At 62.7% G+C, this 25693-nt stretch carries 19 protein-coding genes; 15 read left to right on the top strand and 4 right to left on the bottom strand.

Features of this window, described 5'->3' with window-relative positions; translation table 11 throughout:
* From VW35_RS03975 to VW35_RS03930, 10 genes are all read left to right on the top strand, one after another.
* On the top strand, positions 1-618 hold a 618-nt coding region (locus VW35_RS03975), incomplete at its 5' end, for a DUF2460 domain-containing protein (RefSeq protein WP_083982405.1).
* The gene (locus VW35_RS03970) at positions 615-1505 is read left to right on the top strand and encodes a DUF2163 domain-containing protein (RefSeq protein ID WP_046141624.1); all 891 of its coding nucleotides are present in this window, start codon (positions 615-617) and stop codon (positions 1503-1505) included. The genes VW35_RS03975 and VW35_RS03970, both read left to right, overlap by 4 nt.
* Positions 1502-1924 carry an NlpC/P60 family protein gene (locus VW35_RS03965; protein WP_046141623.1) on the top strand — a complete coding sequence of 141 codons (423 nt, stop codon included), beginning with the start codon at positions 1502-1504 and terminating at the stop codon, positions 1922-1924. Before VW35_RS03970 ends, VW35_RS03965 begins: the two co-directional genes overlap by 4 nt.
* 78 nt (positions 1925-2002) lie before the next feature.
* Positions 2003-5722 carry a baseplate multidomain protein megatron gene (locus VW35_RS03960; protein ID WP_046141622.1) on the top strand — a complete coding sequence of 1240 codons (3720 nt, stop codon included), beginning with the start codon at positions 2003-2005 and terminating at the stop codon, positions 5720-5722.
* Entirely contained in the window at positions 5715-6452 is a 738-nt protein-coding gene (locus tag VW35_RS03955; protein ID WP_083982391.1) for a glycoside hydrolase family 108 protein, read from the top strand. The genes VW35_RS03960 and VW35_RS03955 overlap by 8 nt, the downstream gene beginning before the upstream one ends.
* Positions 6453-6532: 80 nt before the next feature.
* On the top strand, positions 6533-6832 hold the full coding sequence (locus VW35_RS03950) for a PepSY domain-containing protein (protein WP_046141621.1): 300 nt from the start codon (positions 6533-6535) through the stop codon (positions 6830-6832).
* 21 nt (positions 6833-6853) lie between these two features.
* Positions 6854-7513, top strand: a complete 660-nt coding sequence (locus VW35_RS03945; RefSeq protein WP_046141620.1) for a response regulator transcription factor — start codon at positions 6854-6856, stop codon at positions 7511-7513.
* 8 nt (positions 7514-7521) lie between these two features.
* A complete protein-coding gene (locus VW35_RS03940; protein WP_052951476.1) occupies positions 7522-8952 on the top strand; it encodes a sensor histidine kinase in 1431 nt (476 codons plus the stop codon).
* A 58-nt stretch (positions 8953-9010) separates the two neighbouring features.
* Positions 9011-9484 (top strand): hypothetical protein, encoded by a 474-nt coding sequence (locus VW35_RS20400; protein WP_052951475.1) that lies wholly within the window; start codon positions 9011-9013, stop codon positions 9482-9484.
* 93 nt (positions 9485-9577) lie between these two features.
* Positions 9578-10786 carry a hypothetical protein gene (locus VW35_RS03930; protein ID WP_046141619.1) on the top strand — a complete coding sequence of 403 codons (1209 nt, stop codon included), beginning with the start codon at positions 9578-9580 and terminating at the stop codon, positions 10784-10786.
* Between the two features lie 2 nt (positions 10787-10788).
* Here VW35_RS03930 and VW35_RS03925 read toward each other — a convergent pair whose 3' ends face one another.
* Together VW35_RS03925 and VW35_RS03920 are read right to left on the bottom strand one after the other, a co-directional pair.
* Positions 10789-12747 carry an FAD-dependent oxidoreductase gene (locus VW35_RS03925; protein WP_046141618.1) on the bottom strand — a complete coding sequence of 653 codons (1959 nt, stop codon included), beginning with the start codon at positions 12745-12747 and terminating at the stop codon, positions 10789-10791.
* Positions 12744-13760 carry an FAD-binding oxidoreductase/lyase gene (locus tag VW35_RS03920; RefSeq protein WP_152662464.1) on the bottom strand — a complete coding sequence of 339 codons (1017 nt, stop codon included), beginning with the start codon at positions 13758-13760 and terminating at the stop codon, positions 12744-12746. The genes VW35_RS03925 and VW35_RS03920 overlap by 4 nt, the downstream gene beginning before the upstream one ends.
* Positions 13761-13955: 195 nt before the next feature.
* On the opposite strand from VW35_RS03920, the gene ccmI reads away from it, so the two are divergent.
* The 5 genes from ccmI to VW35_RS03895 are packed head-to-tail and all read left to right on the top strand — an operon-like array spanning position 13956 to position 20870.
* Positions 13956-15032, top strand: coding sequence for a c-type cytochrome biogenesis protein CcmI (ccmI, locus tag VW35_RS03915; protein WP_161796851.1), 1077 nt, complete (start codon positions 13956-13958; stop codon positions 15030-15032).
* Positions 15029-15505, top strand: a complete 477-nt coding sequence (gene ccmE / locus VW35_RS03910) for a cytochrome c maturation protein CcmE (protein WP_244465815.1) — start codon at positions 15029-15031, stop codon at positions 15503-15505. Before ccmI ends, ccmE begins: the two co-directional genes overlap by 4 nt.
* Complete coding sequence (locus tag VW35_RS03905) at positions 15502-17475, top strand: heme lyase CcmF/NrfE family subunit (protein WP_046141614.1); 1974 nt, start codon at positions 15502-15504, stop codon at positions 17473-17475. The genes ccmE and VW35_RS03905 overlap by 4 nt, the downstream gene beginning before the upstream one ends.
* Positions 17472-17936 (top strand): cytochrome c-type biogenesis protein, encoded by a 465-nt coding sequence (locus VW35_RS03900; protein WP_046141613.1) that lies wholly within the window; start codon positions 17472-17474, stop codon positions 17934-17936. The genes VW35_RS03905 and VW35_RS03900 overlap by 4 nt, the downstream gene beginning before the upstream one ends.
* Before the next feature lie 42 nt (positions 17937-17978).
* Positions 17979-20870, top strand: coding sequence for a bifunctional [glutamine synthetase] adenylyltransferase/[glutamine synthetase]-adenylyl-L-tyrosine phosphorylase (locus VW35_RS03895; RefSeq protein ID WP_052951474.1), 2892 nt, complete (start codon positions 17979-17981; stop codon positions 20868-20870).
* Between the two features lie 48 nt (positions 20871-20918).
* Here VW35_RS03895 and VW35_RS03890 read toward each other — a convergent pair whose 3' ends face one another.
* Positions 20919-22568 carry a sensor histidine kinase gene (locus tag VW35_RS03890; protein ID WP_046141612.1) on the bottom strand — a complete coding sequence of 550 codons (1650 nt, stop codon included), beginning with the start codon at positions 22566-22568 and terminating at the stop codon, positions 20919-20921.
* A 271-nt stretch (positions 22569-22839) separates the two neighbouring features.
* Positions 22840-25476, bottom strand: coding sequence for an aminopeptidase N (gene pepN / locus VW35_RS03885; RefSeq protein ID WP_046141611.1), 2637 nt, complete (start codon positions 25474-25476; stop codon positions 22840-22842).
* Positions 25477-25693 lie beyond the last annotated feature (217 nt).

Here is a 25693-nt window from a genome sequence, read left to right as displayed (position 1 = left end):
GCATTTCATCATGTGCGGTTTCCGCTCGATATTGCGCTTGGGGCGCGGGGTGGTCCGGAGCGGAAGACGGATGTCGTGTCCCTCGCGGGCGGGGGCGAGCAGCGGAATGGGCGATGGGCGCATTCGCGGCGAAAGTACAATGCCGGCTATGGGGTGAAATCGCGCGCCGATATGCAGGCTGTGCTGGCGTTTTTCGAGGAGAGGCGCGGGCGGCTACATGGGTTTCTGTGGCGGGATGGGATCGACCATTCCTCGGGTGGCGCAGTGCCGTTGCCGGATGATCAGGCCATGGGTACCGCGGACGGGGCGACGAAGACGTTCCAGCTGGTGAAGCGCTATGGCGCGGCTTTTGACCCTTATCTGCGGACGATCGCCAAGCCCGTGGCCGGGTCGGTGCGTTTGGCGATCGATGGCGGCGAAATCACGAGCGGCTGGACGGTGGACGCGACGAGCGGGGTCGTCACGTTCTCCTCGCCGCCAGCCATGGGTGCCCTGGTGACGGCGGGCTTCCTGTTCGACGTGCCGGTGCGGTTCGACACGGACCGGCTCGATATCGAGTGGACCCATTTCGATGCGGCGGAAGCGCCGAGCATTCCCCTGGTGGAGATATTGCCATGAAGACCATCGAGGCCGGGTTTGCGGCGCATCTGGCGCGGGGGGAGACGACGCTGGCGCATTCCTGGCGGATTGTCCGCGCCGATGGCGTCGTCCTGGGCTTTACCGATCATGACGTGGCGCTGGTGGTAGAGGGAACGGCGTGTGTGCCCGCCTTTGGGCTCGAGGGTGGCGAAGTTCCGGGGAAGCTCGGGGCACAGGTCGAGACCGGCGAGGTGCTGGGTATTCTTGACCACGCGGCGATCAACGAGGACGATATCCTGCTCGGGCGATACGATGGGGCGCTGGTGGAGACCTGGCTCGTCAACTGGAGCGACCCGAGCCAGCGCCTGTTGCAGCGGGTGGATACGGTCGGCGAGATCGTGCGTGAGGATGGCGTGTTCCGAGCAGAGCTGCGCTCCCCTCAGGAAGCGTTGAATACGACGCGCGGACGGCTTTATCAGGGGCTTTGCGATGCGGTGGTGGGCGATGGGCGCTGTGGCGTCAACTTGTCGGCGCCGGCTCTTGCGGGAAGTGCCACGGTCGTTGCGGTGGAAGATCCGTTTCGAATCCTGGTGTCGGGGCTCGGCGGCTTTGCCGAGGATTGGTTTGCCTTCGGCATGGCAAGCTGGGGTGGCGGCAAGCGTGTGGGCCTCAAGGACGCGGTATTGACGCATCGTCGCGGAGCTGGCGGTGACCTGCTCGGCTTTGGCCTCAGGGTCGCCGAGTGGGTTACGGTCGGGGATACGCTGACGGTGACGACGGGCTGCGATCGGCGCATGGCGACCTGCGGCGCCAAGTTCGGCAATGTCGCCAATTTCCGTGGCTTTCCGCATGTACCGGGCAATGACTTCATCATGCGCTATCCGCGGGACGGGGAGGCGCTTGACGGACGGGCGCGGGTCAAATGAGTGCCGAAGATGTAGTCGCGGCGGCGCGCGAATGGCTCGGAACGCCCTATCGGCACCGGGCGTCAACGCCCGGCGCCGGGTGTGATTGCCTGGGCCTTTTGCGCGGAGTGTGGCGACGGCTTTATGGCGATGAACCGATGGCGGTGCCGCCCTATCGCGCAAGCCCGCGCGATCCGGAATATAGCGGGGCGCTGCGACTGGCGGCCGAGCGGTTTCTGCTGCCTGCCGACGGGCCATTCGAGGCAGGGCAGGTGGTGTTGTTTCAGCTTTCCGGCATGCCGGAAGCCAAGCATTGCGGGATTTTGATCGCCGCGCACCGGTTTATCCATGCGCAGGAACGGCTCGGCGTCGTCGAGGCAAACTTGACGGACGGCTGGGCGCGGCGGGTGAACGGGCGGTTCGTGTTTCCGGGCCGCTAGCCCTTCTGCGCCCGCCCTGCCGCAGGAGCGAGGGGAAGGCTCGGATAGCTCTCCGTATTCTCAGACAGGACAGAAAACATGGCAACTTTGGCATTATCCCTGGCTGGGCAATTTGCCGGGGCGCTGGTGGGTGGGCCGATCGGCGCGACGGTGGGGAGGGCGTTGGGAGCCCTCGCGGGCAGCGTCGTCGATGGATGGCTCTTTGGGGAGAAGCGCGAGTCCACCCCGTTCGATGTGCGGCTCGGTGGGTCGGTCGAGGGAGCGCCTATTCCCAGGCTTTATGGTTGGGGGCGGCTTTCGGGGAACGTCATCTGGGCGCGCGATCTCGAGCGGCTGAGCGGGGAGACGTCAGGCGCCAAGGGCTTCGGCCAGGACGAGGGCGAGGACGAGATCGGCGCAAGCTTTGCCATCGGTTTTTGCGAGGGGCCAGTGGCGCGCTTAGGCCGCATCTGGGCCGATGGGCAATTGCTCGATACGCGCGGGCTGAACTTTCGCTTCTATCCAGGCAGCGAAGGGCAAATGCCGGACGGGCTTATCGAGGCCACGCAGGGTGGGGGGCAGACGCCGGCCTATCGCGGGCTCTGCTACATCGTCTTCGAGAACCTGCCACTGTCACGCTTCGGCAATCGCATTCCGCAGATTTCGGTGGAATTGTGCCGGCCGGTGGGCGACCTCGAGCCGGCGATCCGTGCCGTGACGGTGATCCCCGGGCCAACCGAGTTCGGCTATGACCCGGTGCCGCGGCTGCGCGTCGTCGGAGCGGGAGAAGGCAGCGGCGAGAATGCGCATGCAGCTCAAGGCGTCAGCGACTGGACCGTGTCGATAGACGAACTGCAGGCGCTCTGTCCCAACCTCAAGCACGTCTCGCTGGTGGTGAGCTGGTTCGGCGACGACCTGCGCTGCGGCAATTGCACCATCGGGCCGCGGGTCGAGGCGGCACAGCGCACGGTGGAGGGTGTCGAGTGGATGGTGGCGGGCCATTCGCGCGGCGACGTGCCTGTAGTGTCGAGCCATGCCGGCGGGCCTGCCTACGGCGGAACGCCCTCGGACGGGTCGGTGCGTGCGGCGATTGCCGACCTGCGGGCGCGCGGGCTTTCGGTGACGCTCTATCCGCTGATCATGATGGATGTGCCGGCCGGAAATGGACGTCCCGACCCCTATGGTGGGAGCGAGCAGGCAAGCTATCCCTGGCGCGGGCGCATCACCTGCTATCCGCGCTCAGTGGATGGATCGGCGACCGCTGCCGCACAGGTCGCGGCGTTTTTGCCGAGCTATCGGGCAATGGTTCTGCACTATGCAGGAATTGCAGCCGAGGCGGGCGCCGATGCGTTCCTGATAGGCTCGGAAATGCGTGGACTGACCACAGTGCGCGGCTTGGGGAACAGCTTTCCCTTCGTCGATGCGCTGGTGACACTGGCGGCCGATGTCCGGGCCGTGGTCGGGCCGGACGTCAAGCTCAGTTATGCGGCAGATTGGAGCGAGTATTCGGGCGTTCAGCCGGGCGGCGGGGAAAAGTTCTTTCATCTCGATCCGCTTTGGGCGTCGGCCAGCATCGATGCTGTCGGGATCGACTGCTACATGCCGGCGTCCGATTGGCGGGATGGGGCTGCGCATCTCGATGCAGCCATTGCCGAGGGAGTGCACGACCTCGCTTACCTTGAGGGCAATGTCGCAGGCGGCGAGGGGTTCGACTGGTTCTATGCCAGCGATGCGCATCGAGCCGCGCAGCTGCGGACCCCGATTACCGATCTGGCTTATGGCGAGCCCTGGGTCTGGCGCTACAAGGATATCATCGCCTTCTGGAGCCAGCAGCACTTCAACCGTCCAAACGGAGTGAGGGCGGCTACGCCGACCGCCTGGGTGCCGGGCTCAAAACCGATCTGGCTGACCGAACTTGGCTGCGGGGCAGTCGATAAGGGATCGAACCAGCCCAATATCTTTGGCGACGGCAAGAGCGCCGAAGGTGGCCTGCCGTATTTTTCCAACGGGACGCCGGACCCGCTGATGCAGCGGCAGTATTTGCGCGCACATCTCCAGCACTGGGCCGATGCCGGCAATAATCCGCTGGGCATGATCGACCCCGAACGGATCTATGTATGGACCTGGGATGCGCGGCCTTTTCCGGTTTTCCCGGCGCTGACCGAGGTTTGGGCTGATGGGATCAACCATGCAACGGGGCATTGGCTGACGGGGCGCCTTGGGGCAGCAGGCAATGGTGAACTGGCGGCAGAAATTGCTGCAGATCATGGCGCAACCCTTGTTGCCGGGTCGGCTAGGCCGCTGATTGGTGGCCTTCTGCTCGGTGGCCCGACCAAGGCGCGCGACGCGCTGGAGCCTTTGTTCGCCATAACGGGGCAGCGGCTGCTTGCGCGCAATGGCATCCTCACAGCAATCACCGGGCAGGGCGTAGCGACGCTTCTCAATGAAGAGGACCTAGCCGAAGGCGATGGACCAATCGTCTCGCGCCGGCGTGGGGCGGCCGCGGAGCGTCCATCACGCCTGGCGCTGAACCATATCGATCGCGGACGCGACTATCTGACGGCGTCGGCGACGGCCATCCGGCCGGGCGTTGGGCCGCTCGTGACCGAAAGCGTCGACATGGTGCTTGATGGCGCGGGCGCGCGGATAGCAGCCGAGCGGCTGCTTGATGATCGTGCGGCAGCGGGGGACACGGTTGAGCTATCGCTGCCGCCAAACATCGTGAGGCTCGAGCCTGGCGACCGAATTGCACTAACTGGAATTGCCGAAGGTCCATTTGAGATCACTGAAATACGTGATGGGCTGGTGCGCCGGGTCACCGCTCGCGGGTTGCCGTCGGGCGATGCAGTGGCGACAGGGCTTGATCGCGCACCATCGACCCCGCCGGTCGTCGGCGTGGTGGCAAAGCCAATCGTCACTTTTGCGCATCTGCCGGGTTGGGCTGCTGACGCGGGCGCCAGCCGGATGATGATTGCCGCTTATGGCAAGCCGTGGCCGGGACCGGTGCGGATTGCCGATGCGGCAACCGGCGCGGCAGTGGTCGATTTGATGCGACCGGCCCTTATGGGCGAGGTCGTCCAAGGCATATCGGCGGGACCGGCCTCGCTCTGGGACCGCAGCTCGGACCTGACAGTCAAACTCTATGCCGGGCATGTCGCAGATGGGGCGGAAGCAGCCGTGCTGGCGGGAAGCAATCGGCTCGCCATCGAAACGGATGCCGGAGACTGGGAGGTCATCGGCTTTGCCGAGGCCGAACTCGTCGAGCCGGGACAGTATCGGCTGCAAAAACTCCTGCGCGGGCTGTTGGGTACCGACTGGGCAATGGGTCCCGTCTCGGCCGGACGGCGCGTGCTGGTGCTCGATGGGCGGGTGGCGACGCTTTCGGTGGATGCCGGAAGGCTGGGTGAAAGCCGGACGGTCGAGGCCTATGCCGGACCGCACGATCTGGTGGGACAATCGCTGACAATGGGCGCGGACCTCGCTCCTGCGCTGCCGCTGTCGCCAGTGCATCTGCGGGCAAAGCGCCTGGCATCGGGCGATGTCGCTCTCTCCTGGATGCGGCGGAGCCGCGCCGATGACGATGGTTGGGGCCTGGCCGAGCCTGGGCTGGAGCATGCGCCGGAGCGCTATCGCGTCGAGATTTTCGATGGTGTGGCGCTGAAGCGCGGATTCGAAACGGATGTTGCCGGCCTCAGCTACGGGCTGGCCGAGCAACTGCTCGACTTCGGAACACCCGCCGCAAGCTTCAGGTTCACGGTGGCGCAGGTGAGCGCGGTGCTCGGAAAGGGCCATGTAGGCGAGGGGATTTTCAATGGCTGACAGGTTCGAAACGTGCCTTAGCGAAGTGCTCCGGTATGAAGGCGGTTATAGCGATCACCCAAGCGATCCCGGAGGCGCGACCAATATGGGGATCACGCGCAAGACCCTGGCGCGATGGCGCAAGGTCAGTCCGTGGACCGCGCTGCCGAAAGCCGAAGTGGCGACGCTGACGCGCGGCGAGGCAGGGCAGATTTATCGGGCCAATTATTGGAATGCTTCGAAAGCGAATGCATTGCCGCCTGGACTCGATCTGGCACTCTTCGATTTTGCCGTCAATTCGGGTGTCGATCGCGCGGTGCGCACCCTGCAAGCCACGCTGGGCGTTGCGGCGGATGGCGAGATCGGGCCGGAAACATTGACTGCAATTGCCAAGGGCGATCCGCAGGGGCTCGTCAACGCGCTTTGCGACCGGCGGCTCCGCTTTCTCGAAAGTCTGGCGACCTTTCCCACCTTCGGACGCGGCTGGACGCGCCGGGTCGCCGCCATTCGTGCCGCAGCCATCGCTGCCGCGGAGAAATCTTCATCAATGCAACGGAGAACAGTTATGGACATTCTTTCGGGGTACAGAACCTATGTCGTGGCGGCATTCATGCTTCTGGCAGGCGTGGCGCAAATGCTGGGGGTGGATCTCCCAACGCTCGATGGTGGTTCGGCAGGGAGCTTGATGCTCGAAGCGCTGGCGATCATCTTCCTGCGCAAGGGCCTCAAAAACGAGACTGGCAGCGTCTAAGACCGGCCGATACAGGCCAAACAATAGGGGGATTGCCTTATTCATGTCCCATTCAGCAAGGTGCCGGTAGTTTTGGTCTTATGAAAACGAAAGCCGCAAAACCCTCTGCCGCCGCCGCTCTCGCGCTGGCCGTTGCTATTGCCCTGGCGGGCACGGGCACGAGCCAGGCGCAGGCGTGCCTTGACCGGCGACAAATCCAGGAAGCCGTGACGTCCGGCCAGATCCTGTCGCTCGACGCGGTTCTTGCCGCGGCGGGTGTCGATCCGAGCGCCGAAATCCTCAATGTCCAGGTCTGCGACCAAGGCGGCCAATTGGTCTATATCATTGGTGTCTTGACGGCAGACGGGCAGGCGCAGAATTTAGTTCTGAACGCGCAATAAGGCACTGAGGGCGGGGCAGTCATGCGTATTCTCGTAGTTGAGGACGATACCAATCTTAACCGGCAGCTCAAGGATGCGCTGACGGAGGCTGGTTATGTCGTCGACGTGGCGTTAGACGGGGAAGAGGGGCACTTCCTTGGCGACACCGAACCCTATGACGCGATAGTGCTCGACATCGGCTTGCCGCAGATGGACGGGCTGTCGGTGCTTGAAGAATGGCGCCGCGCCGGCAAGACGACGCCGGTGCTCTTGCTGACGGCGCGCGACCGCTGGAGCGACAAGGTGCAGGGCATCGACGCCGGCGCAGACGATTATGTCGCCAAGCCCTTCCACATGGAAGAAGTTCTGGCCCGCATCCGTGCGCTGGTGCGCCGCGCCGCAGGTCATGCGAGCAATGAGATTACGGCCGGTCCTGTCCGGCTCGACGCGCGTTCCGGCCGGGTTACTGTGGATGGTCAGGCGGTCAAGCTCACCAGTCACGAACTGCGGCTTCTGAGCTATCTCATGCATCACAAGGGCAAGGTCGTTTCGCGGACCGAACTGACCGAGCATCTTTACGATCAGGACTTTGACCGCGACAGCAATACAATCGAGGTGTTTGTCGGACGGCTGCGCAAGAAGCTGCCGGAGGACTGTATCCAGACCGTGCGTGGGCTCGGCTACCAGATCGTCGGCGAGTAGGAACCGACGTGGCGAGCGAAGCCGAACCCCAGCCGCCGCAACGCAAGGCGGGCAAGAACTGGCCGCGCAAGGGATCGATCGCGGCTTCGCTTTTCTGGCTGACAGCTGGCTGGCTGGTGGTGGCACTGCTCGCGACGGGCTTTCTGCTCACCGATCTTTATTCGCGGGCACTCGACACCACGCTTTCTGAAACCCTCGACTTTCATGTCGAAAGCCTCACCGGCTTTCTGCTTGAGGCACGCGATCCGCGCGACCCGACTATTGCCTTGGCCGATCCGCGCTTCGACCGGCCGCGCTCGGGCTGGTACTGGATCATCCGCGGCGACAGTGGCGCCCTGGTCAATCTCTCGACATCGGTGGTGGGTATCGACCTGCCGCAACTCTCAGGCGCGCTCGATGCCCAGGGGAGGCGGACAGGCGTTCTCACCGACGCTTTCGGGACGCAGTTGCGCGTCATCGAGCGCAGCGTGACGCTTGATGGCAAAACCTATCGCATCGAAGTGTCCGGAAATCTCACCGAGATACTCGGCCTCGTCGAGGATTTTCGCGGGCAGACGTTTATCGTGCTTGGTGCGGTGGGCGCGATGCTCGCGATCATGAGCGTGATCGTTGCGCGCTTTGCCATGCGCCCGATCGACAAGCTCAGCGCAGCAATAGAAAGCGTGCGGGAGGGCGACAGCACCGAGATCACCGGACAATACCCCACCGAGATCGCGCCGCTTGCCGAGGAGGTCAACGAACTCCTGCGTTCGAACGCGCAGATCATCGAGCGCGCGCGCAATCAGGTCGGAAACCTGGCTCACGGGCTCAAGACCCCGATCGCCGTGCTGAGGAACGAGGCAGCCTCGAAAAAGGGCGCCCTGGCTGACGTCGTGCAGGCCGAGACCGAAAAAATGAGCAACATGGTCTCGACATATCTCGAACGGGCAAGGCTTGCTGCGCGCACCTCGATTGTCGGCAAGAAGGCCGATTCGACCATGATCATGCTCAGGTTGACGCGCGTCATGCGCAAGATTCATCCCGACGTGACGATAGCGTTCCAGCGTCCCGACGCATCGCTTCCCTGGTTCCGGGGCGACGAGGCAGATCTCGAAGAGATGGCGGGAAATCTTCTCGACAATGCGTGTAAATGGTCGAAGGGGCAGGTCGGGGTGCGGCTTTCGAGCGAACGCACACCCAAGGGTACGCAGCTCTTGATCCGCATCGATGACAACGGACCAGGGCTTTCCGATGACGACGCGCGCAAAGTGTTGCGCCGCGGTGTCAGGCTCGACGAGAAAACACCGGGCACCGGACTTGGACTGGATATTGTCAAAGAACTGGTCGATGTCTACGGCGGAAGTCTCGAGCTGAAACGTTCGGCGCTGGGCGGGCTTCTGGTCGAACTCCGCCTGCCGACTGCCCGGCTAGGCGGGATCGTTCGGCCCGCGGCGGCGTGACGCACTTTCGCCGCAATGGCTCAACAAGAACCGACCGAATGCTGAAAAGGTCTTACAGATGAATCGCTTCGCCTTGTTCGCTCTGCCTCTGCTTGCCGTGGCGCTTGCCGGCTGCTCCAGCACCGGAACCGCCCCTGTGGTGCAGGCCCCGGTCGCCGCCGCACCGGTCGTGGTCCAGCCCGTCATGCCGAGCTCCGCCCAGACGGTGCAGCAGGCGCGCCTGACGACCAGCGTTTCGAGCGGTTTCGTCGATCCGGCAGCGCTGGCGCTGATGACGGCGAAGGACTCGAGCGAAGCCAATAGCGCCCAGTTCTACGCGCTGCAGTTTGGCCGCCCGGGTGCTCCGCGCCAGTGGGCCGGCGACAAGGGTACCACCGGCTCGGTAGCCGTTGGCCCCTATGTGAAGGTCAACCAGATCGACTGCCGCGACTTCACCCACACCGTGAAGATCAATGGCGCGGACTACGTGAAGAAGGGCACCGCCTGCCGCGAGCAGAACGGCAACTGGAACGTCGTTCAAGGCGCTGCGTAACGCGCTTAGGTTCAACACCGGGTTCGACAGATAAGGATTGTTTACCTGCAGGCTTTAGGCTGGCAGGCGGACAATCCTCTGATCGAACTGCGTATGACCCAGCTTGCCAACCGCATGGATACTGTTGCGCCGGCTTCATCCAAGCCCGGTGCAGGAATGAGAGCCTCGGGGCCATTCTGTGGCCTGATTGACGCCGTGATCGTTCATGAACCGGTGCTCGAGACGTTTTCGGGCTCGGTGCCACATGATGCTGCGCAGGCGATCTGGGTTTGGGTGACCCGCGATCTCTGCAACGATATCTTCGCGCCTGAGGCCCTGAGCGCGGGCACGCTGATGGCCGCCGATGTCGAAGCGGCAATGCCGGAAATCCTGTCCCGCATGAAGGCCGGTCTGGCGCAGGGCCAGGCCGATGCCGAAGGAGCACGCCGGCTGGCCGCGCAGTTGGGCCGCGAAGATGTACGGCAGCACCTGCCGACGCTGATGCTGGCGCTACGCAATCGTGCGCTGCTGGGCAAGGCGCAGGCCTTCGGCCGGGCCACCAATTCCATCTCCGACGAAACAGCGCTCGGCACCGCGATGCACGCCATGCCGTTGCAGGATCCACCCCTCGCTGCCCTGGTCTTTCATGCCGCAACGGGTCAGGTCGCCAATCCCACCAAGATGATCCTGGCTGCGATCAAGCTTGCTGGCGCTGCCACGGAAGGGGCGGTGCAACGCGTTGGGCTTGGGCCGCTGATCGAAGCCCATATCGCTCACGCGCAAAACCAGCTTCGGTTCTTTCAAGTCAACGGTCCATTCGCCGACGTCGACATGGTTTGCCGGGCGCTTGAACGCTTCCATCGCCTCGTGCGGTCGCTCACCGGCTATCTCGAATTTTCGCGTGGGAGCCATTCGACGACGACGCTCTCCGCGATTACCAAGCATGTGTCGGATCGCATCGAGCCGCGGATCAAGGATGTCGTTACCGATCTCAACCAGGCCATGCGCCGCCGGGACACCAGCGATCGGCTCGACACCGATAAACTGCTCGCAGCAGTCGGGGGAATCTATCTTCTGGCGACCGTGCGAGATTGCCGGGATTCGCTGGCGCTCAACACCGTATTCGAGCAGGCCTGGAACCAGTCGGGCCAAGCGCTCGAAATTCACATCCAGCGCAACATGGAACTCTTCAAGGAAAATCCGGACGATCCCAACACCATGGCGCGGCTCGATGCCGTGATCCAGATGGCGCAGATCCGGTTCTCGCCCGAATATGCCGAGACCTTGAAGCGAGCACGCCAGGCGGCAGAGCGCCGCGCTTAATCTCAGGCGACGATCGCGGCTTGAAAAGCCTGGCCGAGATCGCGCACGATCACGGGACGCTTGGCGGCAATCGAGCCTGCAGCAATCAGCGCTTTGGTCTTGCCTTCCGCCGATCGCAGCACGACGCCGATTGCTTGCCGCGGATCGGTCAGGTCTTCGTTGGCATAGATGAGGGCGCCGCTGCCCACCTGCCGGGAACTGTCATGCGCGAGGGTGACCAAGGCAGCGTCCGGACCGAAGCGGTTTTCGAGATAGATGGGTATTTCAGGAAGCGGCGCCTCTTCTGCGCTCTGTTGTTCGGCCGTCGCCAGCGGCACAAGCGCAACGCGCTCCTGCGCGATAACGCCAGCGGATTCGGCCGGGATTAGGCCGAGGCCGACACCTGAGCAAATGGCGCCGATCGATAGCGATTGTGGCGCCTCGGCGAGAACACTGATCGAACCCGAACGCTTTCCGCCGAGCATATCCCGCCAGGATTTCCGCATCTCTGAAGGACGCATCAGAAGCGCGCTATCGGCATCGAGATAGGCTGGCGCCGCGGGTTCATCGGGCACGGAGCCCGCCATTATCGCATCGGGCGTTTCGTAGAACGCATCGATCACCGGATCGTCCACGCCACGACCGCGACGGCCGAGCAGCCGATCGACAGCATCGATACCGCTTGTGACACAGCCGCGTCTGGTGAGGTAGCCTGCAGCGGAGCCGGCAAGCACGATGCCCGTCAGGCCCCCTGATGGTTCCAGTCTCTGCTTTTCCCCGTTCCATCGACTGCGACCGCCGGCAATGTGCCAGAGCGTCAAATCAGGCTGCCAGCCTCCGCAGAGAACGAGACGGTCGACTGTGACGGCGTCCACGTGTGGCAGGAGCACGGCCAAACGGCCACCCGACTTCTGGCCTGCGACGGAAATAGGCATGGTGCCCGGAAACTGGCGAATGCCATAGGCCTTGCAGAACTCGATATAGCGCGAACTGGCCCGATCCCGACTGTCGAGGATGCGGTCGAGTCTGATCCCGCTTTCGGCCGTCAGCGTGGCGAGGCGATAAGCGGGATTGCTTGATGTAGCCAAAAGCCAGGATTGTCCTGGCCAGATCCCGTACCGATGAGCCAGCTCGAACGCTTCCTGCGCTCCAGCGATGCCAGGAAGGCGGTTTCCAGATATCGTTGGCAGGCGTTCGAAGGCGCCGTTGGCGATGACGATGAACCGGGTCGGCAGGTCGATGACGCTTGCTTCGACCCGTGCGGCGGCAGTCTCTAGCCGATGTGCCCGCACGAGACCTTCGCCGATGGCAAAGGCCTCCGTCAGCGTCTCAACGCGAATGCGATCGGTTGCGGCGAGTTCGGTGGCTAAGGCCGCGACGTTATCCTCGGGCGTGCTTTCGCCATCCTGAGTGCCAAAGAGACCGGAATAGCCGCCGAGCTGCGCACTTGCTTCAAGGAGAGTAACCGCAAGGCCAGCCTTCGCGCCGGCAAGCGCCGCTGCCATCCCGGCGACACCCCCGCCGATGACGACGAGATCGGTCGGCGCTTCCAAATGGCCAGCGACACTGCGCCAGGGACGCGCGAGGCTTTTGGCGTGGCCATCGAGCGACAGCCCAAGGCTGCGACCGGGCTGGAACAGGCGATTGAATAAGCGTGGCGCCGCGTCATGGGCAAAGATCGCATAATCCGCGCCATCGCGCGCAGGCGTTCGCTCCATCGGCAAGGCTTGCAGGGCATCGCCGGTCGAGCCGGTATAGGCGATCGGTGGCGCGGCGCCGGGGCGAAGCCCTATGGCATGATCGTCATGAATGCCGAGCGTGTCGACGCCGGACGCGATGAGCGCACTGAGGACGGTGTCACCGGCAAAGCCATGGACGCTCCGGCCATTGAGGGTGAAGCGGATCGGCCGACTGCGGTCGATGAGCCGCCCGGCCAGACCCTTGCCCGTGTCAGCGGGGAGCCGATTGATTTGCTGCTTCATGCCGCATGCTCTTCGCGACCGGCATACTCGGCGATCGCCTGATGCCTTCCTTGCCGGTCAGGCCGGCGAGTCTGGCACCATTCGAGTTCTTCAGAGCTGGCCTCCCCCGCGATCCAGCGCGCCAGCATCGGTGCAAGAAAGGCGCCAAGAGAACCAAGTCCCGTCAGGAAAATCGGCCCCTTATTCATTGTCTGTCCAAGGAGTGGCGCGCCGTCGAGCGTCATAAGACCCTCGAAGCCTACCTGGCCCGCTTGTTGGAGTTGGCCGGAATTGGAAACGAGACGAGTCAGCCGCGCGGACAATTGAGCGAGCCTGCCGGGCCCTGTGGCAACCAGGCTGTCCTCTTCATGCTGGAGGAGCATCGTGCCCGTCTCGACATCCAGCATGAGCGGCCCCGCCATTCTGCGATTGGACACAGTCAGGATGGTGGATCGGGCCTGGCGCAAGAGCAGTGCAGGCCAAAGCGCAGGCGGCAGGTACTCGATAATGGCCGCGTCGTCGATCAGCACAACTTGGCGGGCTTCAATAACCGCGCCATCGATATGGACCTGCGCGCTGCCTTCGGGCGTCATCTCAATGGCTTGGGACGCTTTATAGCGTACCGCTTGCCCTGCAAGCCAGGCTTCTAGAGAAGGCTCGAACGCAGCGCGGTCAATAATCATGGCATCAATGAGACGATAGCCGTTACGGCCGGCGCCCAGCCTGGTGTTCGGTACGGCCTCCAGACTTTGACCAAAGCCCCGCGCCATGTGCGCGAAGTGGCCCAGAGACTCCTTGGCGGCCGCAGAATCGGCAAAAAAGATCGGATCGACCCGGCGGATGGCCTGCCGGCCGGCCAGCCTGCCGATGAAGCGGGCCGTCTCCGGTACGGTTGCCGTCAGCACCGCCCAAGTCTCGGGGCGCGTGATGGCAGCGACGGAGAGATCGAGCATGCGCGGCAACCGATAGCGCGTCGGGCCTTCGCCAACGGCGATGACCTTGGCCTGGTGGCGCTGTGCGAGGAGCCCGGCCACAAGCCCGGCCAGCGGGGTCGAGCCAAAAACGGCAAAGTCTGCGATGGCTTCGCTCATCGCAAAAACCCTCGAAGGCTTGGCGAGACCTGTGGCAATGCGTCCGCGAGAAACACGCTTGTTTTTATGGTTTTTCGCCGCAATGGGCTTATAGAGGTCTCAGCTTTGCTTATCGAGGACAGCAAGCGTCTGGGGCCAATGATTTTCTGGTTTGTCGCCATAGCAGTTACCGCCATTGCCTGCGCCGCGTTGTTGTACGCGGGGCGCGGTCGCGCGGTCAACGCGGGCGCGCTGGAAGCGGCTGATACCAACAGCCATTTCCGACAGATTCTGGCTGGTATCGACGCTGACCTGGCTGCCGGCAAGATTGCGCCCGAAGAAGCCCTCGGCGCCAAGGGTGAATTGGCCCGCGAAATGCTGCGCGCCAAGGCCGACCCAATAAAGGCTTCGGGGGAAATCAGCCAGGCCATCCTGCTCTCGGGTGTTGCAGCCATCGTTGTTGTCTCGCTGGGCATCTATGCCGTCCTCGGCAGCCCCGACATGCCAAGCCAGCCGCTGGCTGCACGCACTGACGTCGCCGCGCAGAACATGGACATCGATGCGGCCATCGCCCGCATCGAAAGCGAACTTGAGGCGCGGCCCGACGACCTTAGGGGCTGGACGGTTCTGGCGCCGGCCCTGACCGAAGTCGGGCGTTATGCGGAAGCCGCAAATGCCTATGGTCGTATCATCGCTCTTTCAGCGCCAACGGCGCAGTTGCTTACCGATCGTGCCGAGGCGTTGCTGCTTGCAGCGGGTGGTCAAGGTTCGGACGAAGCCGTGCAGCTTCTGCGCCAGGCTGTCGAACTTGACCCCGAACATGCCCAATCCCGGCTCTATCTCGCCGCCGAACTGACGCGCATGGCGGATTATGCCGAAGCGGCCCAATATTGGCAGGCCGCCATCGATCTGGCGCAACGCAACGAGCCCTGGCTTCCTGCCGCGCGTCAGGGACTCGCCGTTGCTCAAAACGACGGCGTCGATACATCGGCAGAGGATCAGGCCGAAATGATCCGCGGCATGGTTGGGAGCCTGTCGTCGCGCCTTTACGCTGAGGGCGGCAGTGTTGAGGAGTGGTCGCAGCTCGTCCGCTCCTACATCGTGCTCGGCGACCTGCCGAATGCCCAGATCGCTTATGATCGCGCCGTTGCGGCGTACCCCGCAGCGTTCGATCGTGGCGAACTCGACAGTATCGCCCTTGGCGCCGGCCTCAAACTGAATGGAGCGCAACCATGACAATGCCGCAGGCCGTTCGCCGCAAGGGCTGGTCGCGCAAGCAAAAACGGCTCGGCATTATTGTCGGTCTCGGCGTCGTACTGACGCTGGCCGCGGGACTCGTCCTGACAGCGCTGCGCGATCAGATCGTCTTTTTCTATTCACCAACGGAAGTGGTATCGCGTGGCGTTCAGCCCGGGCAGGCCATTCGCCTCGGCGGCCTCGTCAAGGAAGGCAGCTGGCAGCGCGAAGGGCAGGCAAATACGTTTATCGTGACCGATGGCGCAACGGAGATCGTTGCGCATTACAACGGCATTCTGCCCGATCTTTTCCGTGAAGGGCAGGGCGTCGTGGCAGAAGGTGCAGTTGGCGCCGACGGCTCGTTCGACGCCAACAATGTTCTTGCCAAGCATGACGAAAAATATGTGCCGCGCGAAGTCGTCGAGGCACTCAAGGCGCAGGGCGAGTGGCGGCCGGAGGCGGGCAATCCATGAGCATTGAACTTGGGCACTTTGCCCTCATTCTGGCTTGCGCTATCGCCCTTGTGTCCGCACTTGGCGGCCTTGTTTTCTGGCGGAGTGGCCAGCGGCTGGCGGGAGTGCTCGCACAGTCGGCCCTCCTGCAATTCGTCCTTATCGCCGTCGCGTTTCTGGCGCTGGTTCAGGCTTTTGCGACCTCCGACTTCAGCCTCGCGCTTGCCGCCAACAATTCTCATTCGCTCAAGCCGTTGATCTTCAAGATTTCTGGCGTTTGGGGCAATCACGAGGGGTCCTTGCTTCTCTGGATCCTCATTCTCGTACTGTTCGGCGCGCTGGTCGCAGCCTTCGGACGTAGATTGCCGGCCGATCTCTTCAACCTGGTGCAGGGCACGCAGAGCCTTCTTGTTGCTGCCTTCGGTGGCTTTACGCTCTTTACCTCCAATCCCTTCGCCCGGCTGGTGCAGCCGCCGCTCGAAGGCGCCGACCTAAATCCGGTTCTTCAGGATATTGGCCTCGCCATCCACCCGCCGCTCCTTTATGCCGGCTATGTCGGCTTTTCGATCTGCTTTTCCTTTGCGATAGCGGCGCTGATCTCGGGGCGCATCGATCAGGCCTGGGCCAGATGGGTGCGCCCCTGGACTATGCTGAGCTGGACGTTCTTGACCCTTGGCATCGCCATGGGATCGTACTGGGCTTATTACGAGCTCGGCTGGGGCGGATGGTGGTTTTGGGACCCGGTGGAAAACGCCAGCTTCATGCCATGGTTGGCCGGCACGGCGCTGTTGCATTCGGCGCTGGTGATGGAAAAGCGCAATGCGCTCAAGATCTGGACGGTCTTTTTGTCCATCATCACCTTTTCGCTGTCGCTCCTCGGCACATTCCTCGTGCGTTCGGGCATCCTGACATCGGTTCATACCTTTGCTAGCGACCCCACCCGTGGTCTTGTCATCCTGACGATCCTCGCAGCCCTCATCGGCGGTGCCTTCCTGTTGTTCGCCCTGCGCGCCAGCGCTCTCCGCCAAGGCGGCTTGTTCGCGCCGATCAGCCGGGAAGGGGCGCTGATCCTCAATAATCTGTTTCTTGCGACGGCTGTTGGCGCAGTCCTTGTCGGCACGCTCTATCCGCTCTTGCTCGACGCGCTGACCGGTACGACGATTTCCGTTGGCGCGCCGTTCTTCAACCTGACTTTCGGCGCGCTGATGGCGCCGCTCCTCCTGATCTTGCCCTTCGGTCCCCTGCTGCCTTGGAAGCGCGCGGATTTCGTTGCGGCCGCGCAGCGCCTCGCTGGCGCCGCGGCCCTTGCCATTTTCCTGACTATCCTGGTGTCATCCCTCGGCGGGCTCTCGATATCGCTGGCGCCACTTGGCTTGCTGCTGGGCTTCTGGGTCGCGTTTGGCTCCATCGCCGAAGTCATCGAACGCAGCCGGCTTGGGCGCGTCCCATTCAGCGAGAGCCTTCGCCGCCTCGCCGGACTGCCGCGCTCGATCTGGTCAACGGCCATCGGCCATCTCGGCCTCGGCCTGACCGTGCTCGGCATTGTCTCGGTGACCGCCTGGGAAACCGAAAACGTCACGACGCTCAACCCCGGCGAGAGGGCGGAGCTCAGCGGCTATACGGTGTCGTTCGAAAAGTTTGAGCAGGTGCCTGGGCCGAACTACATGGCCGATACCGGCCGGTTCATCGTCACTGCACCGAGCGGCGGCACCACCGAATTGGACGCTGAGCGGCGCACCTATGTGGCCAGTGGTATGCCGACGACGGAAGCCGCCATCGCTACCTATGGCCTTTCCCAGTTCTATCTCCAGCTCGGCGAACCGATCGACGGCACCCACGTCGTGCGCCTTTGGTACAAGCCCTATATCTTGCTCATCTGGATCGGTGCTTTGATCATGGCCGGAGCGGGGATCCTGTCACTCACCGATCGCCGCCTGCGTGTCGGCGCGCCGAAGCGGGCGACGAAATCGGTCCTGGAGCCCGCCGAATGAAGCGGCTTCTCGCGCTGGTTTTGGTGGCGTGTCTGGCCGTCCCCAGCTTTGCCGTGTCTCCCGATGAGGTGCTCTCGGATCCCGTGCTTGAGCAGCGCGCTCGCGATATCTCTGCAGGCTTGCGATGCCTCGTCTGCCAAAATCAGTCGATCGATGACAGCGACGCCGAACTCGCGCGCGACCTGCGCCTGCTGGTGCGCGAGCGCTTGGTGAAAGGCGATACCAATGCCGAGGTCGAGCAATATCTCGTCGAGAGGTATGGCGAATTTGTCCTGCTCAACCCACGCGTCAATTCCCATACGATCCTGCTGTGGATCGCTGCGCCCTTGCTGCTGATCGCTGGGCTTTGTGCGCTCTTCTGGGCCATGCGCCGCAGAGCGCCATCCGCTGGGGCTGCTGCGCTCAGTGACGCAGAAAATCGGGTCCTGGCCGAGCTCGAAGACGATAATCGGCAAAGCTAAGCCTTGCTTGCTGCGGCTGACGCATCACGTTATGCCTCTTTTATGAGCATCTCCCTCGCGCCCCTGCCGCCCGTTCCCCATCCCCTTTTCGACGCGCTCCTGGCCGAACTGCCGGAAGCCATTGCGGCAAGTCTTTCCAGAGCTGCCCCAACGCTGGGTCCGCTGCTCCAGTCTGCACCGTACCTTCTGGACTTGTCCCGCGTCCATGCCGATTGGTTGGCCTCGGCCCTCGATGATGGCCCCGATCCAGCCTTTGCTGGCATCATCGGAAACGTGCAGGACGCCGGTCTCTGCGCGGATGAAGCAGCCTTGGGTCAGGCCTTGCGGATCGCCAAGGGGCGGACTGCGCTCATTGCCGCTGTCGCCGAAACTGGCGGCGTCTGGACGACGGCGCGCGCCACCGAAGCCCTGTCCGACCTCGCCGACGCAGCGCTCGAAGCAGTACTCGACTTTCTCATGCGGCAGGCCGCCGACAAGGGGCAGTTAGTGCTGTCGCGAGAGGAGGCGCGCGCAGCCAATTCGGGCTTGGCGCTGTTTGCCTTGGGCAAGCATGGCGGCCGGGAGCTCAATTACTCGTCCGACATCGACATCGTTGCTTTTTTCGATCCCGAAAAATCCGTGCTCGTTGACCCGGGCGAAGCGACGAAAATCTATTCACGAATGATGCAGCGCCTCGTTGCGCTAATGGAGGATCGTCAGGCTTTTGGCTATGTCTTCCGCACGGACCTGCGACTGCGTCCCGATCCCGGCTCGACGCCGGTTGCTCTCTCGATAGATGCCGCCCTCGCCTATTATGAAGTGCGGGGCCAAAATTGGGAACGCGCCGCCTGGATCAAGGCCCGCCCCTGCGCCGGCGATAAGGCCGTGGGCGAGGCCTTCATCAGGGATCTTGCTCCCTATGTGTGGCGCAAGCATCTCGATTTCGCGACCATTGCCGATATCCAGGCAATGAAACGCCAGATCAACGTTTCCAAGAACGTCGGCGATATCCGCGTCGAGGGCCACAATGTCAAACTCGGGCGTGGCGGTATCCGCGAGATCGAATTTTTCGCTCAGACCCAGCAGCTTATTGCGGGTGGCCGCGACAAGACGCTCCGGGTGCGTCCCACGGCGCAAGCGCTGGCCGCTCTTGCCTCTGCAAACTGGATCAACGACACCACGGCCCGCGAACTGACAGATACCTATTGGTATCTGCGCGCCGTCGAAAACCGCCTGCAGATGCTGCGCGACGAGCAGACCCATGTCATGCCCGACACGCCCGAGGCAGTCGCGGTTATCGGCAAGCTAATGGGACAGCCCGATCTAGAGGCGTTCGAGAAAGACTATCGGGCGGCGCTTGAACGCGTCGCACGCTATTATGTCGAGCTGTTCGCTGAAGGCGAAACCTTGGGCACTGGCGAAGGTAATCTCGTTTTCACCGGCAGCGACGACGATCCGGAAACTCTCGAAACGCTGACCGCGCTGGGTTTTGCCGATGCCCGTAAGGCTATCGAAACCGTCCGCAAGTGGCATTACGGCAGCTACGCCGCGACGAGAAGCGCGGCGGCGCGCGCTCACCTGACCGAGCTTTTGCCCGCGCTTCTCAAGACGCTTGCCGCTGCCGGTAGTCCTGATCTGGGCCTGGCGCGCATGGATGATTTCCTGTCCCGCCTGCCTGCTGGTGTGCAGCTTTTCGCGCTGCTGCGAAACCACGAGCAATTGCGCTCGCTGCTCGTTCAGTTCATGGCATCGGCGCCCCGCATGGCCGAAGCCGTTATTCATCGGGCCCACGTGGTCGATGGATTGATCGACCCTGCTTTCGCCAACGATGTGACCCATCGAGACGTTTTAGTGGCCAAGGTCGATGCGTTTCTCGCCGATGCACGCTCGTACGAAGACCTGATCGACCGGGCACGCATCATCGGGCAGGAACAAAAATTCCTCGTGGCGGCTGGTCTGTTGTCAGGCACGGTGACGGCAGCGGTGGCTGGCGAGCAATTCACCGCACTCGCCGAAACGCTGCTGCATCGCCTTTTCGCCAACGTCGAGGAAGAGTTCGCGCGCCGCCACGGTCGCATCGAGGGCGCGTCGACTGCGCTCCTCGCCTTCGGCAAGATGGCGAGCCGGGAGATGACCTATACCTCCGATCTCGATTTCATCTTGCTCTACGACGCGCCCGACACAGAATCCGATGGCGAGCGGCCATTGGCCCCAGCCCACTATTTTGCGCGCCTGACGCAGCGTCTCGTTTCGGCCCTGGCGGCCCCCACCAGCGAAGGCGTGCTCTACGAAACCGATATGCGCCTCCGACCCTCGGGCAACGCCGGTCCCCTTGCAACGAGCTTGGCCGCCTTCCGGTCTTATCAACGTGGAGAAGCCTGGACCTGGGAACATCTGGCATTGAGCCGGGCACGCGTGGTGGCAGGCTCAGGCGTATTGCCGGAGGCCGTCGAGCGCGAAATTGCCGAGGTCATGGCCCTGCCCAGCGATCCAAGCAAGATCGTCGATGACGTTCTCTCGATGCGCGCCTTGATGGCCAAGGAGCGAAAACCGCGTCACGCATTCGATCTCAAGCTTGCTGAGGGCGGGCTTGTCGATCTTGAATTCATCGCGCAATCGGCTCAGCTCGTTGCGGGTGAGCGTATAGGACTTCCCCAGGCGCCGCCGTCCCGCGTACTGGCACGCCTCGGAGAGATCGGGCTGGTGCCCGAAGGGCAGCGTCTGGCCGAAATCTACGCCCTCTATTCAACCGTGCTACAGGTGATGAGCTCTGCGCTCGTCAGCCCGTTCAAGGCCGATGCCTGGTCTCCAGCCTTTGAAGATCTCCTTGCCCAACTGACACACTATCCGGATTTTGGCCGATTGGCGCTCGATATTGGGCGAATGCAGACAGAGGTCTCCAGCGCAGCTGCAGATTGGTATACGCGTGCGCGCATCCTCGGCGTTCGATCTTGATGACTTGAGCAAGTTTGGCTGACGAACAGGGTGACAGCGTCGAAAACGTCACTCTGCAGCGACGATGCCGGGAAGGTTGGACTCGGTGGGCAGCGAGATCGCCACAGTAGTTCCGATCGAGGGCGTTGAGTCGATTACCATTCTGCCGCCACTCAGCTCCGCAATGGCTCGTGAGATCGAAATTCCAAGGCCTGGCCCGATGCCGTCGCGGGTAAAGGTTGCATCGCCCAGCGCAAAGGGCTGGCTGAGGCCGCTTAGCCGCTCTTGGCTCATCCCGATCCCGGTATCGGTTATCTCGATGACGACGCCATCGTCTGCCGCAAAGGTGGCCAGCGTCAGGCGGCCGCCCGGCGGGGTGAAGCGGATGGCGTTCTCGACGATGTTGCCCACCATCCGAACCAGCGCCAGTCGATCGCCGCGCAGCACGGCACCGCAATCAGCCGTAACCACGAGATCGATGCCGGCGCGGTTGACCTGGCCGCGGAAGCGGCGGCTGACGGAGTCGATGACTTCGTCGACCGGCACTGTGTCGGATCTGAGCACCTTCTGCCCGTTCTCAAGCTCGGCAAGGTCGAGAATGGCAGCGAAGGTGTTGAGGAGGTGCTCGCCCGAACTCTTGATCGAATGCACATATTCGGCATAGCGCGGATCGCCGAGTTCGCCATAGGTCTCCTGCTGCATCAGTTCGGCAAAGCCGATGATGTGATTGAGCGGAGTGCGTATGTCGTGGCTGAGATGGGCGAGGAAATTGGTCTTCGCGCGGCTGGCCGCCTCTGCCCGGATTTTTTCTTCGTGATAGCGCCGCGCCAATTGGCGTTGCTCCTCGCGAATGGTCGAGAGCAGGACATCGGTGCGTTTTCGCTCGGTGACGTCGGAAACCAGTGTCATAAAGCCGCCGTCCTGCAAGGGGCGCTCGTCGATCAGGAGGCACGAACCATCCTGTTGATGCAGCTCCAGAAGCCGGTTTTGGTCGTCTTCGCGCACAAGTTTCATATAGCCCCCGGCAAGCAGCGTGCGCAGCGCCTCGGGATAAGTCATTTGATCGTCATCGAGCTTGAGCCGGGCGCGATAATTCGTGTTGCAGACGATCATTGTGCCTTCCGCCGTCCAGCAGGCAACGCCCATCGGGATCGCGGAGGCAAGCGTTGCGTAGTTGTGCCGTTGCACTGGGTCTGGCATGGCGCCATTGCGGCGGCGCCGGAGCGTCAAAGCGGTGAAAATCCCTGCCAGGGCAAAGGCTGCGCCCCCACGGCCGGCAACACCTGCCAGCGCCCCGCCTTCGCTTTCGGCAGCGCTCAAAAGATCCTGCGCCGTTTCGGGAGAGGCGGTTGCCAAGGCGCGCTCAGCCAATGCATCCGAAACAAGGCTGGCTTCGATCAAGTCGGGAAACTCGGCGAGGACCTCTGCCCGGTCGGCCGCGATCTCGTCGGGCTCGTTTGCGCCGTTCGCCGTGCGAGAGTCCCCGGCCTGTGCGCCGGTGTGGTTAAACCCGACTATTGTCGTTGTGGCGTCGTAGCCGACAAAGAGCCCTGCAGCGACAAAGGCAGTGGTGGCAACGGCAAGGGTAATCGGGGTGTGAAAAGCCGATTTAAGCCTTCCGAAAGCCGTCTCCTGCGGCCGGCGGAGGCGCCAGAATTGTTGTCCATCGCTCGCGCCGAATCCGTTGGCGCCAGCGCCGGATGCCCCCGACGACCGCATAAAATTCTCCAATTTCCTAAAGGACTTAATGCCGAAGCGATTTGTTCGTTAACAACTAATGAATCAAGGACGGGTGCGTTGTCCATAGGGGTCTTCACGAGCGAAAGCGACCTGCGCCAAAACGTGAGTCTCTTGAATCACTTAGCGGTAAAGAAAAATCCTTCCAGAAGATTGCAGCTGGTCGTGGTCGGGATACAAAGCCTGTGGATATCGGGGATAGACACCCGCGCGGGAGGCGCGAGGGTCTGTTTTTTCCTTGGCCGTCAGTTTTTTAGCCCGCGAGGATACGGTCTACGATATCCCCGGTATTGCGGCTGAGACCCTGCAGATTTTTGAGAGCCTCGAGCGCGGCACGAGCAGCCTCCCGGCGCTTCGGTTCGAGAAGCGGCAAGATGCGGAAGCCCGTTAGCACCCGCGCCGCGACCTGCGGGTTGACGTGGTCGATCTCGGCGGCAGCTTCCGTGACAAAGCGGAAACCAAGTCCATCGGCTCTCGCAAACTGTGCCGGATTGCTCATCACGAAGCTACCGAGCAGCGATCGCAGTCGATTGGGGTTGGTGCGCGGGAAATCGGGCGCGGCCAAGATTGCGCGCATGCGCTCAATGACACCCTCGTCGGGCGCCTGGGACGACGCCACCAGCCACTTGTCGAACACCAGTGGGTCACCACCGAACCGGGTGCGGAAGTCGCCGAGTAGCGCTAGGGCGGCGGGCGTCCAGTTGCGCGCCGAAATCGCCAGCGCTGCGTAGCGGTCGGTCATATTGGTTGCTGCGTAATACTGCGCTTCGGCAAGCGCCGCTCCGCGCTCCGAGCCCGCAGTCAGAAGGGACAAAAGCCCGTTGCGCAAAGACCGCCGGCCGGCTTGCGCCGCATCCGGACTATAAGGCTCGTTGATCGAAAGGTCTTCGTAAATGGCGGACAGCCGATCGGCTGCGGGGCCGACGATGGCGCCGATCAACGCCTTCCGCGATTGCGCGACTGTAAAAGGATCGACATTGGCGCCGATCTGGCGTGCGATAACGGCCTCGTCCGGCATGGCGATGACCTGCGCCTTGAAGGCATGGTCGAGCGAGGTATCTCCAAGAGTATCGAGAATGGCCTGCCGCAGGGCATCGATATCGCCATTCGACGGCGCCTTGCCGGCTGCACTTCCAGCCATGAGGTTCGTCGTTACCGTCTGCAGGGCATCCCAGCGATTGAATGGATCGCTGTCGTGACGGGCGAGAAACAACAAATCCTGCTGGCTGAGCGAACTTGCAAGACGCACCGGCGCCGAGAACCCGCGGAAGAGCGACGGGACGGGACGATTGGCGACGCCCGTAAAAGTCAGGGTGATAGTGTCGCCATCGAGGACGATGATGTCGTCCTTGACCGTGCCGCCGCTGACACCCGTCCAGCCCATCGGGCTGCCATTGGGTCCGATAAGGCCAAACTTGATCGGAATGACGAAAGGCGGTTTGTCTGGCTGGTTCGGCGTTGGCGCCGTCGTCTGAGACAGCGTCAGCGTATAGGTCTGGCTCGCAGCATCATAGCTGTCGTTCGCCGTAACAGTCGGGGTGCCGGCCTGCAGATACCAGCGCGCAAACTGGGAAAGGTCGAGCCCGCTGGCGTCTTCGAAAACCTTGAGGAAGGCTTCGATCGTCGTCGCCTCTCCGTCATGGCGCTCGAAATAGAGGTCCATGCCCTTGCGAAAGCCCGCTTCGCCAAGCAGCGTCGCGAGCATGCGCACGACTTCCGAGCCTTTCTGGTAAACAGTCGTCGTATAAAAATTGTTGATCTCGCGATAGCGATCGGGTCGCGGCGGATGGGCCAGTGGTCCACCATCCTCGGGGAACTGCGTTATGCGCAGATTTTCGACGTCATGAATGCGCTGCACCGGACGGCTGCGCTCGTCGGAAGAAAATTCCTGGTCGCGATAAACCGTCAGGCCTTCCTTGAGGCAGAGCTGGAACCAATCGCGGCAGGTAATGCGGTTTCCCGTCCAGTTGTGGAAATACTCGTGCGCGATGACACGCTCGATATTGGCATAGTTGGCGTCGCTCGCCGTCTCGGGAAGCGCAAACACCAGCTTGTCGTTGAAGATATTGAGGCCCTTGTTCTCCATGGCGCCGAAGTTGAAATCGGCAACCGCCACGATGTTGAAGACGTCGAGGTCATATTCCCGCCCGAAGCGCTTCTCGTCCCAGGCCATGGAGCGCTTGAGGCTATCCATGGCATAGGCACATTCCGGCTCCTTGCCATGAGTGCAATAGATCGCGAGATCTACCTTCCGCCCGCTCATCGTCGTGAACGTGTCGGTGATGGAGCCGAGAGCGCCCGCTACGAGCGCGAAAAGATAGGCGGGCTTGGGGAAGGGGTCCTCCCAGAGTGCGAAGTGCATGCCGTCACCGGCATCGCCTGCTTCGATGAGATTGCCGTTCGAGAGCAGAACAGGGGCAACTTCCCGCGGCGCAGTGATCCGCACCTTAAATGGCGCCAGGATATCGGGGCGATCGAGGTAATAGGTGATGCGCCGAAATCCTTCCGGCTCGCACTGCGTGCACCAGGTGCCGCTCGAGCGATAAAGCCCCATCAGCTTCTTGTTTTCTTCCGGCTTGAGGTTGACCTCCGTCTCGAGCACGAAGCGGCGGAACGGCGGCTCGACCAGCGTCAGTCCCGCTTCGTTCGCCGCATAGGCTGAAAGCATCAGCGGCAAGCCGTCAATGGCGATGGAGTCGAGCGTCAGCCCATCGCCATCGAGCACCAGCGGTGTACCGGGCGCCGTCTCGGCTCGCGGTTCGATGGTCATTTGCGTCCGAACGCGCGTTACTGCCTCGGTGATCTTGAAGTCCATGTCCACCGAGACCACGCGATATGGGGTCGGCGCATAGTCCTTGAGGAAGATGGTGTGCTCGTTTTCGGTGCGCATGCAGCGGTCCAGTGCAACGTTATTTTCTGGTCTTGGAATGTTGCCGACAGGCAACAGCCGACTCTAGACATTTGTGTATGCTACGCCGCTCTTGGCTGCATAGCCCAATTCTTCAATGCCAAATGGGTCGGCATTGGGGAGGAGGAACGGGCTAAACGCCACGCAGCTCCTCTGCGTTTCCTTGGAACGTATCGAGCGCGGTCGATAAATTTCCCCC

The organism is Devosia soli (assembly GCF_000970455.1).
Classification (GTDB): Bacteria; Pseudomonadota; Alphaproteobacteria; order Rhizobiales; family Devosiaceae; genus Devosia; species Devosia soli.
This window is presented reverse-complemented; position numbering and strand designations above follow the sequence as displayed.